Consider the following 15,516-nt stretch of genomic DNA (forward strand, 5'->3'; position numbering starts at 1 on the left):
ATTTTATACTTCACTTTACATTTTTATTTTGGACAAAAATAATTGTTTAATCATCAAATAACGCTAATATTATAATAAAAAAACACCCTCAAAAGAAGGTGTTTTAAACAAAAATAACTCACTCTATAAATTTATTTTTTTATAAGTTTAACCGTTTTTTCTTGGTTTTGATTATTTATTATTTTCACTAGATATATACCCTTAGCCAAATCTGAAATCGTATAATTTGAATTTTCTTCTTTTGAATCAAATTCTTTAATTAACTGACCAGCTACCGAAATAATTTGAACTTTATTTGTAGGCATATTTAAGGTAAAATAGTCTGATGCAGGGTTTGGAATTAAAGCTATATTTTGAGTTGCAAAGAAATCGGTATTCAAAGTACTAGATTGATTGCCAAATACTCTAAACCCTCCAGCTTCTATAGCTATATTCATATTTGTATTGGTTACATTAACGGTAGAATTATCCATTAAATTTACCCAAGTTCCTGTATAAGGGAAACCTGCTGTAGCATTGTAAACGCTATCTGTAAAGTTGGTTAATACAAAAACATAACTTAATGTGGTTTGTGGAGAGGTTGATGTGTAAATATCTAGTCTTGGGTGTCCGGTTTGAGAAAAATTCCAAGCATGTTGCCCTAGTTCGAAAACATCTTCTGTTTTTTTAAGGTTAATAAGTTTTGCCCATGTATTATATACATTACTGCGATTTGAATCTGATAACCAATTGTTTGCCCATTGTGGTTGCGGTTTTGTATCTAATTTACAATCAGGATTTGTGAAGGATACATTTCCTGCATTACAAGTCCATAAAGAGCTGTCCCATCCTAAATCTCCAAAATGCCAAATCATTTTTGGTCCAGGAACCAATAAATGTAACGCACCCATTGCAGGAAGTCTTTGCAACGCTTTGGTTAAATTGCCTTGTGTTTGCCCAGATTCTGTTATAGCTTTATAAATTACACGCTCTTCGTCATGACTTTCTGCATAACCAATCATTCTTTCTGTAGTATCAGTAATTGAAGAAACATCTGCATAATTGCCTTTTATTAAATTCGCATAACCATCTGTTCCTTTTCTCCATTGCATGATACCTTTAATATCTCCAGATTTTAAATAATTTGCCCACTCTGTTTCTTCAGTAGCAGAACCTCCTACACCCAAATGCTCAAATATAACTAAGAAATTAGGGTCTAATTCCCACTGTTTGTCGGCATACCATTTAAGTTTTGCCACACGATCTGATCGATATCCATTTGTACATGTTTCGTCACCTGATGTACATTGATTGGTAAAACCTTTGGTTAAATCCCAACGGAAACCATCTATTTTATATTCTTGAATCCAATGTTTTATGGTTCTTGTAACATAAGTATTCGTTAAATTGTCTGGTTCTCTAAAATGATTTAAATCACTTCCAACGCCATAAGCATGTGTAGCGGTTTGGTTTATATATGGGTTTTCTGTTGTTGTAGCTACACTGTCTCCCCAACCATCACCATTCGCATCTTGCATCCACATACGCACTAGTGGTGAACGACCAAAAACATGGTTTAGAGCTACATCTAAAATTACTGCAATGCCATTTTGATGACACAAATCAATAAATTCTTTTAATTTTGAAGGCGGACCATATCTCTTATCTGGTGCCATGTGAAATACTGTGTTATAACCCCAACTCATATTACCTTCAAATTCCATTACAGGCATTAACTGGATAGCATTAATCTTGAGGTTTTTAAAATAATCTATTTTATTTATCAAATCTTGATAGGTTCTGTTTGCATCAAAATCTCTTATCAAAACTTCATAAATAACTAAATCTTTTTTCTTAGGTTTCACAAAATTAAGAGTCGCTGCACTCCAAGTATATGGCGTTTGACCTGTTTGTAATACTGTAACTTCACGTTCTTGCCCTGTTGGATAAATGGGTAAATTAGGGTATACTCCAAGTGTTTGTATTTCGGGGTCATCAAAAGGTGATAACACTAAGGTAGAAAAAGGGTCGGCAGTTTTTACAATAGCGGGTGAATTGGCAGGCCTATCTGTATTATCACATACCCAATATTGATATGTGTAAACTTGTCCAGAAGTAAGACCCGTTATTTCTAACCAAAATTTACCCGTAGTTGGGTCTTTTTTCATGGCATAAGCCCCTGTAGGTTGCCAATTATTAAAACTTCCTGCTACATAAACAAAGTCTTTGTATGGTGCATTAAGTACCAATGTTGCTTTGGTTGCATCTGACGAATTATAATTTATTCCATCTTCTAATCCTGTAGGCAAAGCTACTGAAGCTGGAGATACAACTTTTATCGCCGAAAAATTATATGTTTTGGTTACTCCGCTTTGGGTAACTTCTAATGTATAATTATTAATATCTAAGACACCTGTATCAACATAAGTAAAACTTGGGCTACCAGAAGATGCAGGCAATCCAGTTTGTGTATTTATTACGGTTCCGTTTCTTTTTAAAACATAATCTGCATTTGAACCAGAATGTCTTGCCGCTATTGTATAGCTTGTGGTACAAAGCTGGGTAGCTCCTGCAACAATATTATTCAATAAGGTTACTTGAAAAGAACCAACATTTAATACAATATCTTGCGATTTCTTATCACCTGTACCATTCTTAGCTTTAATTAAAAAACCTACTTTTGCCACATTTGTGCTTCCAAACAATGAAAAAACAGATGGGCTATAAGTAAATGAATACGTATCATTAGATGAGTTATATGTCATTAATTTACTAGCATCAGAATTATCCCAAGTTCCATTACCATTGTATGAAACAGCTGCATTTGCAGTATCCAATGCCCAAACCCAAGCGTACAACTGGTTGTTTGTTACGCCCCAAATAGCTTCATTAATTGAAGATCCATTTACTGTAATTGTTAAAGCATCTGTACCCTCAAAAGTTGGAGTTGGTGATGAAGTGTAAGTAACTGTTTGTTGCTGTGCGCTAGTTAAAAATGTAGCAAATAGGAATAATAGTAATATCTTTTTCATATTTTTCTTTTTTATTGATTCTTTTTCCAAAAGCAAAAAATTATTTTTTATTTTGAACAAAAATCAATGTTACTAAAATATTTAAAAACTATCCAAAAAGACAAATTCAAGTGTTTTAAACAACTTTAATTTCAAACTAAATTGATCCTAAAAGTGTAACTACTAAAAGTCTTTTTGAATAGTTTTTTTAAACTAAATTAAATTACAATTACAATAAAGTAATTGTGTATGATTTAGCAGGAAATGCAACTGGGCTAGAGAGTGCATCTCCAAAATTAACTGTTATTTTGTAATCTCCAGTTACCGTAACAGGTATATCTGCCCCATTTTGATCTAATGTCAAATTATTTCCATCATCACCAAAATTCATAGACCAACTATCGTCTAATCTAAATTTGAAAGCTCCACCTGCTGTTAAATGAATTGTGATTGAATACAATTTAGTATTTAAATCGTAATTCATATTGGTATCTGTAGACCATCCTGTTGGAGTAGCACTACCTAAAATACCCCAATTTGGCCAAGAAGGATAAGGAGTTAATTTTATAGTGAAAAAATTTGACACTTGAGAAACAGCAGTTCCTGTTGTTCCTACCGTTGATTTGATTCTAACCTCAATGTTGTTTAAAACAAAAGGTGCAAAACCTGCATCTAAAGCGGCTTGGTTTAACTCTCCTACCGTAAAGTTTTTAAATTTATCGGTTGTAGTAGCAACTACCGTTGGAGATTGAAAGTTATTACCCGCAGAGTCAAACTCAATACTGTAATTTACTACTGTGTTTGTACCGTTGTACTTAGCATAATCCCACACAAATGTAGTTGCTAAATCTGCAGCGTTATCTTTGTTAAGAACTAATTCTAAAGCTGTTGGAGATTTTAATACTGGAGCTGAGTTGCCAGAAACATTATCTCTATCTATAACATCATCTGTACAAGATAGTAAAGACAGTCCAGCAAAAGCTATTATAAGTCTAAATATATTTTTCATATTATAAGTTAAATTTTAGTTTTAGTATAAGTATGATTATTAAAATCAGCAGTTATAATATATTTTGCTTCTTCTGTAATTGGAATATTTGCTCCTCCTGATTCTAATGACAAATCATTACCATTATCACCATAATTTACACCCCAATCGTGATTTAATCTAAACTTGAAGGTTCCTACTTTAAGCTTCATAACTATAGAATATTTTTGAGTAGTAGCATCATAGTCCATCAAAGTATCATTATCCCAACCTGTTGGTGTAGCATCACCAATAATACCCCATAAATTGGTAACTGGAGTAATAGTATAAGATTGATTTGCTAAATTTAAAACAATAGTATAAACTCCTCCATTAACTGGAATATTTGCTCCACCTGGCTCCAAACTTAAATTATTGCCATCATCGCCATAGTTTGTTGTCCAACTATTATCTAGTCTAAATTTAAACTCTCCTGTAACTAGAGCTGTGGTAATAGAATATTTACCTGTTATTGGATTAAAAACCATATCAGTACTATTATTCCATCCATACTGAGTAGCAGAACCTATAATACCCCAATTTGGTTGATATGGTGTAACTTTTATCGTTGCATAGTTTGAAACTCCTGATGTTTTTTTAACTCTTACATCTAATTGTCCTTCAACCAAAGCTGGAAGACCTAATGTTTTAGCAGCAGTATCTAAATTTCCAACTGTAAAGTCCATATACAAATTGGTAGTAGTACCCATTGTTACTGTTGTAGCAAAATTTGTACCTGCCTTAGCAGCTTCTACAGTATAAGTAACACCCGTTCCTGCTGGGTTATCTGAATCTGTCCATACAAAAGTAGTAGCTAAAGTATTTAATTTTGCTCCGTCTAATACCATATTAAAACTTGATGTAGGAGCAATTAATTTAAAACCCGTTTCTTGCTGAACAGCTGGTGTGTCTTGTATATCATTTGTACAAGACAATGATATAAGACCTACGAAAGCTATTAATAATTTAACAGTATTTTTCATTTTTATTGTTTTTATAAATTAAAATTAATACCCAGGGTTTTGAGTTAAATTAGAATTGGCATTTAAAGAATTTGCAGGTATAGGGAAAATTTTCATATTATCTGAAATAGAAGTACCATTTTGAACATTTCCTTTCCAAGCCCAATTATATCCTGTTGTATAAACATTAAATCTTATTAAGTCTTGACGTCTATGTCCTTCCCAATGTAATTCTCTTGCTCTTTCGTCTAAAAGATAAGATAATGTAACATCTGCCTGAGACAGAGTACTGCTATTTGCTCTTGTTCTTAAAGCGTTTAGATAACCTATAGATGTAGCATTAGCATTTTTGATAGTACTACCGTTTGTAGCTCCATCTTTTCTCATTTGTGCTTCTACATACATTAAGTAAGCATCTGCCAATCTAAATAATGGAAAATCTGTATCAACAAAAGTAGAATTTGGACCTGGCACACCTGCTGATGTTTTGTTTGAGAATTTTTTAAGTATATAACCTTGTCCGTTTGTTGTAACATTAGTTATCTCTATTGGTCTAGAACCTGCAAATATTGTATTTCTTGCATCGCTAGAAAAACCGTCAAATTTTTGAACAAATTGTTTTCTTAAACGTAATGCTCCTCCCCAGCCTCCAACGCCAAGTTCAGAACCATTATTTTCTACAGAACCAACCTCTCCATTTATAATAACTGTAGTCGCTCCATAATTTTGAGTATGAACACCATCTGATTGTAATGTAAATATAAGTTCTGGAGAAGTGTGATTATCTGCTTTAAAATTGTTTAAATAATTGGTATTTAATGTATATGCACTACCAATAACATTAGAACACTGAGTCATACACTCAGCATATTTTGGAGTTCCAATATATACCTCTGCATTTAAATACATTTTTGCTAATATCATTTGAGCCATTACTTTATCTAATCGGCCATATTCGTTAGCTCTGCCCGCTTTTAAATTTGGCATAACTGCATTTAATTCACTTTCTACAAATGTAAACAATTGTTGTCTGTTGTATTCTGGCCCATCAAAATCAATAGGGTCATTTTCAGTAATCATAGCTGCTTTTCCAAACAAATCCATCATCACATAGTAAGAGTAAGCTCTTAATACTCTTACTTCATTACGATAATCGTTAATGTTTGCAATATCAGTAGCATTTGTAATTCCTCTTGAACTCAATTTCTCTGGTGTAGATTGTCTTAAAAAGTCGTTTGCAAAAGCAACTTCTGCCATAGTTCTACTATAAATACCTAATAATAATGGGTTTGAAGCTGTCCAAATATTTCTATTAAGTTCTTTTGTTCCTTCATCATTTTCATAAGACCAAACTACCTCGTCAGTAGTAAGTTCTTGTAAATACCACAAGCAACGTCCAAACTGACTCGTTCCTGCATCAATTCCATCTAGAAAAGAAGAACCTGCTCCGCCAGTACCTGTTAAACTTAAATTGGCATATACTCCCGCTAGGGCTTGCTTGTATCCTTGAGGTGTACTATACAATTGCTCTGGCGTTAAATTTAGTGGATCTTCAACCGCTACATCTAAATCCTTTTCACAAGAATAAACTCCTGCTAATAGTACGGATAATAAAATATATTTTATTTTTTTCATCGCTATATTTTTTTAAAATTTCATATTAACTCCAAATAGTAACTGACGTTGTCTAGGATAAATGGTACTATCTACTCCATTATTACCTATTTCTGGATCGAGTCCTGAATATTTAGTAATCAAGAAAGCATTTTGGCATCCTGCAGAAAGTCTTAAAGAAGCTTTTCCTTCTAACCATTTAGGGAATGTATATCCTAGAGTAATATTATCCATTCTTAAGAAAGATCCATTCTCTACATATAAATCTGACAAAACTACATCTGAAGTTGTATTGAAGTTAGTGTCTACTACTGATGTTGGAATGTTCCCTAGAGCATTTCCAGTAGATAATTGAGAATACTGAGCTTTGCTCGCTGCTACTTGATTGAATACTCTGTTACCTACAGAAGCTCTTAAATTGAATGAAAAATCAAGATTTTTGTAATTCATGTTTGAAGCAAAACCAAAAGTAACTTTTGGATCGGCATTTCTATAAATATATTTATCACTTGCATTGATAACACCATCTCCGTTCAAGTCTGCATAAGCACCTTCTATTGGTTTACCAGCATTGTCATACAATTGTTTGTAAACTAAATAAGAAAATGGAGCATAACCTACCATATAAGCTTGTCCTTGAGTACCTGTTCCTGCTAAGTTTTCACCGACTCTTATATAAGATACTTTTTTCAATTCTTCAATTTTTCTTTGGTATGCAGAAGTATTAAAATTCATGTTCCAATTAAAGTTTTCAGCTTTAACCGCTTCAAAATTAACATTAAATTCTACCCCTCTGTTTGATAATGATCCAATATTTTGCCATGAAGTATTAGAGAAATTACTACCATCTGCAGTTGCTACTCTAGCAATTAGGTTTTTAGAATCTTTATAGTAAACATCTAATGAACCTGTTACTCTATTATTAAACAATCCGTAATCAATACCTGCATTATAAGTATAAGTAGTTTCCCATTTTAAACCACTACTCATTTTAGCAGATACCGCTATTGCAGTAGCTGAAGAACCAAAATAATATTGAGAGTTTGGATTACCTAAATTGTATATTTGAATATAATCATTATTATTTCCAACATCTTGTTGCCCTGAAGTACCTACTCCTAAACGCAATTTCATATCAGAAATAGTATTGTTGTTTTTAAAGAAATCTTCTTTCATTTTCCATGCAAAAGCAGCTCCTGGAAAGAAACCAGTTCTGTTACTACTATCAAATTTTGAAGATTTATCGGCTCTAGCCGTTAAAGTCAATAAATATTTATTTTTAAAGTTTATATTAGATCTTCCAAAATAACTTATTAACACTCTATCCCATTCAACAACTTTAGTAGGTCCAGTATAAGTAGGATTTAATATGTTGTTTGAGTAATAATAATCTGAATCCCATTTTTGATAAGAATATCCAGCTGTTACATCAAAATTAAAATCATTGTATGCTTTATTATACACAAAATAAGCATCTAATAATTTATTTTTTCTCATACTTTCAGAATACTCATTGGTACCATAAGGAATATTATTGTTTGAAGCTGCTGTAGCAGCATTAGTACCTACCAATTTAGTTCTTTCTCCATTGGCCTCATCAAAACCAACATTTACCACTGCTCTTAAAGCAGGTAAAAAGTGAAATTTGTAGTCTAATTCAAAATTACCATAGTATCTGTTATTTTTACCAGTATCATAAGTTTGTAACAGTTGTGCAACTGGATTTCTTGGCGTTTGAGTAGTAAGCTCACCATTTGCATGATTGTAATATTCAAAGAATCCGCCATAAATAGATGTGGAATCGTAAACAGGTTGTGTAGGATCAAATCTTATAGCACTTCCTTCAACACCGTCTGCAAATCTGTTTTTTTCATTGGTGTAATTTGCATTCAAACGCACTTTTAAATGATCTTTAAAAAAAGTTGGATTTAAAGCTAAACCAGCTGTTGTTCTATTAAAAGAGTTTGTTAATCTTAACCCTTCTTGATAGGTATTACCAACTGTTAAACGTGTTGGAATAGCATTAAACAAATTACCTCTTACAGAGATATTGTTATCCACAAAATCTGTTCTTCTATAAATTTCATCTTGCCAATCTGTATTTGCGTTTCCAAGTTTTGAAACATCTAGTGGGCGGTATTGAGCTATTAAACTTCTGTATTGATCTGCATTAAATACATCAATTTTTTTAACTAGACTACCAGAACCATATTGAAAATTATAATCTACAGCTAATTTTTTAGTTCCTTTTTTTGTAGTAATTAAAATAACCCCAGACGCCGCACGAGAGCCATAAATAGCTGTTGCTGAAGCATCTTTTAATACAGATATAGACTCTATAGTACTAGGGTTTATTGAAGCTAAAATAGAAGTTGAACCTATATTTTTATCTGTATTATTTTCTATTGGCAATCCGTCAATAACAATTAAAGGATCATTAGAACCAAACAATGAAGAACCTCCACGTACTCTAATTGTAGAACCCGTTCCTGGCGCTCCCCCTCCAGAGTTTATTGTAACACCCGCTACCCTTCCGTTCAACAAGTTTTCAGTAGTTACAATAGCACCTTTATTAAAGTCTTTAGCAGAAATCACAGATACAGAACCTGTCGCATCTTTTTTCTTAACAGAACCATAACCTACTTGAACCACTACTTCTTGTAGCGTGTTGGCTTCTTCTTCAAGTTTTATAGTAACACTACCTTGATTTGAAAAAACAATGGTTTGCTTTTTGTACCCCACCGAACTAAACGAAATTACATCTCCGTTTTTAATTTTTGTAAGTTTAAACCTACCTTCTGAGTCGGTAATCGTACCATTTGATACATTTTGTACCTTTACATTTACTCCAGACAAAGGAAGCGAAGTTTTAGAGTCGATAACATTTCCCTCTAAATTACCTTGCGCATACATTCCGAAAGGAAGCAATAGTAATAAAAATAACAACTTTTTATAAATTGTTTTCATACATTTTGTTTAGGTTAATAATTAAATTTAAAGTACTTATACTTTTTACTTCGAATGTTAAAATTATGTAAATAATCTACATAAAAAAATGACATTTATTACAAACTGTCTCGAAAACGTTTTCGTGTTGAAAACTTTTTCAAATTGACGAAAGTTTAGTGGTATTTTTTAGGTTATGAGAAAAAAAACATACCTTTATTGTCAAATAATCAGACTCGTACTTTATAATGAAGAGAAAAGTTACCCTCAAGCAAATTGCTAAAGAGCTAGATGTTTCTATATCTACCGTTTCAAAATCTTTAAGAAACAGCTTGGAAATAAGCGAAGATACTCGGCAAAAGGTTCAAGCATTTGCAAAATTATACAATTACAAACCCAATAATATTGCGTTAAGTTTAAAAAACAAAAAAACAAAAACAATTTGTATTATAATTCCTGAAATTATTCATCATTTTTTCACCACAGTTATTAGTGGTGTTGAGCATGTCGCAAATGAAAAAGGATATAATGTAATTGTTTGCTTATCTGACGAATCTTTTGACAAAGAAGTCATCAATATGGAAATGCTTGCCAATGGTAGTATTGACGGATTTATTTTATCACTTTCTAAAGAAACACAAGCAAAAAAAGATTTTCACCATATTACAGAAGTAATCAATCAGGGCATGCCTGTTGTAATGTTTGATAGGGTTACCAACGACATTCTTTGCGACAAAGTTATCATTGATGATAGTTTGGCCGCTTTTAATGCTACCCAATTTTTAATCGACAAAGGATTTAAAAAAATCGGACTCCTTACTACCGTAGATTACGTTAGTGTTGGTAAATTAAGAACAGAGGGATATACCAAAGCACTATTATTGAATGACATAAAGGTAGACTACAATATTATAGTTAAAATAGAAGATACTGAATATTTTGAGAACCAAGTAACCGAACTCCTGAGTAATCAAAAACCTGAAGCTGTATTTGCCGTTAATGAAATATTTGCCGTAACCGCTTTAAAAGTAGCCCATAAACTAGGGCTAAAAGTTCCCCAAGACATTTCAATAATTGGATTTACAGATGGTATTATTTCCAAATATTCTTCGCCAGCCATTACAACCATAAGTCAAAATGGTATAAAAATGGGCGAAAAAGCGGCTCGAATGCTTATTGAACGCTTAGAAAACGAAGAGTTAGAAGATTATGAAGAACAATATAAAACAGAGGTTATTGAAACCGAACTAATACAAAGAGAATCTACAACATAAACGCTGTAAAAATCAAACTTATTAACAAAACAACGTTTTCGTAAGCAATATTTTCCAAATATTTTTTGGAGACGTTTCAACAATCGAAATCTTTTTTAACTTTACAACATCAAAACTTATACTTTTTTACTTCGAAAACAAAAAAATAAGTTTTGATAAGCTACTTTAAATGCTTATCGTAAATTTTTAAACTTTTACGATACATGGAAAAGCGTAAGTTAAGTTTCTGGCAAATTTGGAACATGAGTTTCGGATTTCTAGGAATACAAATGGGTTTTGCCCTTCAAAATGCTAATGCTAGCAGAATTCTCCAAATATTTGGTGCAGATGTACATGAATTATCTTGGTTTTGGATTATAGCACCACTCATGGGGCTTATTGTACAACCCATAATTGGTCATTACAGTGACAATACTTGGGGAAAATTTGGAAGAAGAAAACCTTATTTTCTTGCTGGAGCTTTACTTGCTTCTATAGGACTGGTATTAATGCCACAAGCAGAAATTTTTATAGCTTTTATGCCAGCTTTATGGGTTGGTGCTGGAATGCTAATGATTATGGATGCATCTTTCAACATTGCAATGGAACCTTTTAGAGCATTGGTTGGAGACAGTCTTAGAGCCGATCAACACACACTTGGTTTTAGTGTTCAAACAGCATTAATTGGAATTGGTGCTGTGGTTGGATCTTGGTTACCATACGTTCTTACCAATTGGTTTGGAATAAACAATGTAGCGACAGAAAATTCAGCAGTTCCTCAAAACTTAATTTATTCTTTTATTATTGGCGCACTCATTTTAGTGGTTTCAATATTAATTACCATTTTTACTACAAAAGAGTATTCTCCTCTAGAACTTGCAAAATTCAATGATGAAAAAGAACATCAAGAAGCTATGGGTGAGACTACCAAAGAAGCCAAGCTATCTGATATTTTCACTGATTTTGCTAAAATGCCAGAAACTATGCGTCAGCTTAGTTGGGTACAATTCTTCTCTTGGTTTGGACTTTTTGGAATGTGGGTTTTTACAACACCTGCTATAGCTCAACATATTTATGGACTAGATATTCACGACACAAAAAGTCCTGAATTTCAAGCAGCTGGAGATTGGGTTGGAATAATATTTGGAGTATACAATTTAGTTTCTGCCATTGTTGCTTTTGCTTTACCTAAAATAGCAAAACAAATCGGAAGAAGAAAAACACATGCTTTGTCACTCGTATTAGGAGGAATTGGATTAATTTCTATGTATTTTATGCCAAATAAAGAAGCTTTGCTATTTTCAATGGTATTAGTTGGGTTTGCTTGGGCAAGTATTTTAGCAATGCCCTATGCCATCTTGGCTGGATCAATTCACCCAAAGAAAATGGGGGTTTACATGGGAATATTTAATTTCTTTATTGTTATTCCGCAAATTGTTAATGCATTAATTGGCGGGCCACTTGTAAAATATGTTTATGGAGATCATGCAATTTATGCAATCGTAATGAGTGGTATAAGTTTTATCATTGCCGCATTTTTAGTAACAAAAGTTAAAGATAACGTAGACACGAAATAAATGTCAAAAAAAGCATTCATATTCGACCTTGACGGCGTAATTGTAGACACCGCTAAATATCATTATTTAGCTTGGAAAAAATTAGCACAACAACTCGGTATCGAATTTACACACCAGCATAATGAACAATTAAAAGGCGTGAGTCGCGTTCGTTCATTAGATATCATTTTAAATCTTGGAGGCATTCAAGCTTCTCAAGAAGATAAAAACAAATGGCTCATTCAAAAAAACGAAGATTATTTATCGTATTTAGTAAATATTGATGAGCGTGAAATTTTACCAGGAGTTCTTCCTGTATTAACCTATTTAAAAGAAAAAAATCAAGGTATTGCCTTAGGCTCTGCCAGCAAAAATGCAAAACCTATATTGGAAAAAACAGGCATTATTAATTTATTTGATGTCATAGTAGACGGAAATGACGTTACAAACGCCAAACCCGATCCTGAAGTTTTTTTACAAGCTGCCAAAAAACTAAATATCACAAATGAAAATGCCATAGTTTTTGAAGATTCTGTAGCAGGAATTCAAGCAGCAAACATTGCCAATATGATAAGTATTGGTATTGGAGAGGCAAATACGTTACACGAAGCAAAATATATATTTAAAGATTTTACATTTATTGATGTTTCTTTTATTGAATCATTGATTAATTAGTAAATGTGTCAATTTGAAAATGTGCCAATTTGAACATTTTCTGAACAACAATAAATTATTTAAATACGCAGACATTAAACACAAATAATTATCCAATTTAATAATTGACAAATTATCAAATTGCCTAATTGTCTAATTTATAATAAAATGAACCAAGATTATATACAACCAAACGATTGGTCTATTATAGAAGAAGGATTTGACCCAGAGAGAGTAAAATCGTCTGAAAGTTTATTTAGCATTGGAAACGGTGCAATGGGACAACGCGCTAATTTTGAAGAACATTATTCAGCAAAAACCTTTCAAGGAAGTTATATAGCTGGAGTATATTACCCCGATAAAACCAAAGTAGGTTGGTGGAAAAACGGCTATCCAGAATATTTTGCAAAAGTTCTTAATGCACCCAATTGGATTGGTATTGATATAGAAATAAACGGAGAACAACTTGATTTAGCAAAGTGCAAATCGGTTAAAAATTTCAAAAGAGAACTGAACATGCAAGAAGGTATTTATTACCGTTCTTTTGATGCTGTGTTGCAAAACAATATTGAAATTGCTGTAAGAGTAACTCGATTTCTATCTTTAGACTTAGATGAAGTAGGTGCTATTAATTTTGAAATAACTCCAAAAACAAGAAACATACAATTAAAATTTTCTCCCTATGTAGATGCAGGCGTTCACAATGAAGATGCCAACTGGGAAGAAAAGTTTTGGGAACCAATAGATGTGAAACATTTTGGAAACCAAGGTTTTGTTACCGCACGCACCTTTAAAACACATTTTGTAGCTACTACATTTATGAGTAATAGCCTGTACATAAATAATGAACAGCAAAATATTGAACCCGAAAAGGCAGAAATTAACACCGATAAAATCGGTTTGACTTACAGTACTTTTGTAGCGTTAAACCAAACAGCAAGCATTCAAAAATTTGGTGGTTACACTGTATCATTAAACCACGACGATACCCAAATTGCAGCCGAAGAAGTTCTAGAAAAGGCGCATGCAATAACCTATTCCACTTTGTTGCAAAATCAAAAAGATGCTTGGGCAAAAATTTGGGAAATGAGCGACATTACTATTGAAGGTGATACCAAAGCGCAACAAGGAATTCGTTTTAATATTTTTCAACTAAATCAAACCTATCTCGGAAAAGATTCTCGCTTAAATATTGGCCCAAAAGGATTTACAGGAGAAAAATACGGTGGCTCAACCTATTGGGATACCGAAGCCTATTGTATTCCATTTTATATGGCAACCAAAGACCAACAAGTAGCAAGAAACTTATTAGCATACCGATACAATCAATTGGATAAAGCAATTGAAAATGCTCAAAAATTAGGTTTCAAAAACGGAGCAGCTTTGTATCCAATGGTTACCATGAATGGTGAAGAATGCCATAATGAATGGGAAATCACTTTTGAAGAAATTCATAGAAATGGTGCAATTGCTTTTGCTATTTTTAACTATCATCGATACACAGGAGATTACTCATATATTCCTGAAAAAGGATTGGAAGTTTTAATAGGTATTGCACGTTTTTGGCATCAAAGAGCCACTTATTCTACATACAGAAATCAGTATGTAATTCTTGGCGTTACAGGTCCAAATGAATATGAAAACAATGTAAATAATAATTTCTATACCAACTATTTGGCTAAATGGTGTATCGATTATGCTATTGAACAAATCAATAAAGTAAAACAAGAATTCACTCCAGATTATACCCGAATAATGAATAAAGTACAACTAGACGCTACCGAAATTGCTCAATGGAAAGAGGTTTCTAGCAATATGTACTTGCCTTATTCTGAACAGCATGGCGTTTATTTACAACAAGATGGTTTTTTAGATAAAGAACTAATTACTGTTGCGCAATTAGATAAAAGCCAACGACCAATTAACCAAAAATGGTCTTGGGACAGAATTTTACGTTCGCCCTACATCAAACAAGCCGATACCCTACAAGGTTTTTACTTTTTTGAAGATCATTTTACCAAAGAACAGTTGGAAAAACATTTCGATTTTTACGAACCATTTACGGTTCACGAAAGTTCACTTTCTCCATGTGTACATTCTATTCAAGCAGCCGTTTTGGGCAGAATGGAACAAGCTTATACTTTTTATTTAAGAACCTCTCGTTTAGACCTAGACGATTATAATAAAGAAGTTGAAGAAGGCTTACACATTACCTCCATGGCAGGAACTTGGATGAGCATTGTAGAAGGTTTTGGAGGCATGAGAGTTAAAAATAACACACTGCATTTTGAACCAAAAATACCAAAACAATGGCAGGCCTATTCATTTAAAATTAATTTTAGAAATCAAATTTTAAAAATTTCTGTAAACCAAAACGAAACTCTTTTTTCTCTAGAAGGAACAAAAGATATAGTCGTTATGGTACATGGAAAAGAAGTTAAAGTTGAACCCAATAGCTTGGTAACTGTTTAATTTTTGTAAAATATTCTAGTAACCCTTTCAAAAGTGAATAAC

The 15,516-nt window shown here is 32.7% G+C and carries 9 protein-coding genes; 4 read left to right on the forward strand and 5 right to left on the reverse strand.

The window, feature by feature from the left end; genetic code table 11:
• Positions 1 to 131 precede the first annotated feature (131 nt).
• From Q361_RS03390 to Q361_RS03410, 5 genes are all read right to left on the reverse strand, one after another.
• Positions 132 to 3,011, reverse strand: a complete 2,880-nt coding sequence (locus Q361_RS03390) for an alpha-amylase family glycosyl hydrolase (RefSeq protein WP_103725348.1) — start codon at positions 3,009 to 3,011, stop codon at positions 132 to 134.
• Between the two features lie 208 nt (positions 3,012 to 3,219).
• Entirely contained in the window at positions 3,220 to 3,999 is a 780-nt protein-coding gene (locus Q361_RS03395) for a SusE domain-containing protein (RefSeq protein ID WP_103725310.1), read from the reverse strand.
• A gap of 8 nt (positions 4,000 to 4,007) precedes the next feature.
• Entirely contained in the window at positions 4,008 to 5,000 is a 993-nt protein-coding gene (locus Q361_RS03400; RefSeq protein ID WP_103725311.1) for a SusE domain-containing protein, read from the reverse strand.
• A 24-nt stretch (positions 5,001 to 5,024) separates the two neighbouring features.
• Positions 5,025 to 6,614 carry a RagB/SusD family nutrient uptake outer membrane protein gene (locus Q361_RS03405; protein ID WP_103725312.1) on the reverse strand — a complete coding sequence of 530 codons (1,590 nt, stop codon included), beginning with the start codon at positions 6,612 to 6,614 and terminating at the stop codon, positions 5,025 to 5,027.
• A gap of 12 nt (positions 6,615 to 6,626) precedes the next feature.
• Positions 6,627 to 9,560, reverse strand: a complete 2,934-nt coding sequence (locus Q361_RS03410) for a SusC/RagA family TonB-linked outer membrane protein (RefSeq protein ID WP_103725313.1) — start codon at positions 9,558 to 9,560, stop codon at positions 6,627 to 6,629.
• Between the two features lie 227 nt (positions 9,561 to 9,787).
• Between Q361_RS03410 and Q361_RS03415 the strand changes: the two genes are divergently transcribed.
• From Q361_RS03415 to Q361_RS03430, 4 genes are all read left to right on the forward strand, one after another.
• Positions 9,788 to 10,813, forward strand: a complete 1,026-nt coding sequence (locus Q361_RS03415) for a LacI family DNA-binding transcriptional regulator (RefSeq protein ID WP_103725314.1) — start codon at positions 9,788 to 9,790, stop codon at positions 10,811 to 10,813.
• 203 nt (positions 10,814 to 11,016) lie between these two features.
• Complete coding sequence (locus tag Q361_RS03420) at positions 11,017 to 12,369, forward strand: MFS transporter (RefSeq protein ID WP_103725315.1); 1,353 nt, start codon at positions 11,017 to 11,019, stop codon at positions 12,367 to 12,369.
• Positions 12,370 to 13,023: a beta-phosphoglucomutase gene (pgmB, locus tag Q361_RS03425; protein ID WP_103725316.1), complete on the forward strand. Its 654-nt coding sequence runs from the start codon at positions 12,370 to 12,372 to the stop codon at positions 13,021 to 13,023.
• A gap of 147 nt (positions 13,024 to 13,170) precedes the next feature.
• Positions 13,171 to 15,474 (forward strand): glycoside hydrolase family 65 protein, encoded by a 2,304-nt coding sequence (locus Q361_RS03430; RefSeq protein ID WP_103725317.1) that lies wholly within the window; start codon positions 13,171 to 13,173, stop codon positions 15,472 to 15,474.
• The last annotated feature ends 42 nt before the right edge of the window (positions 15,475 to 15,516 follow it).

Origin of the sequence: Flavobacterium croceum DSM 17960 (assembly GCF_002917885.1) — a bacterium.
GTDB classification, from domain to species: domain Bacteria; phylum Bacteroidota; class Bacteroidia; order Flavobacteriales; family Flavobacteriaceae; genus Flavobacterium; species Flavobacterium croceum.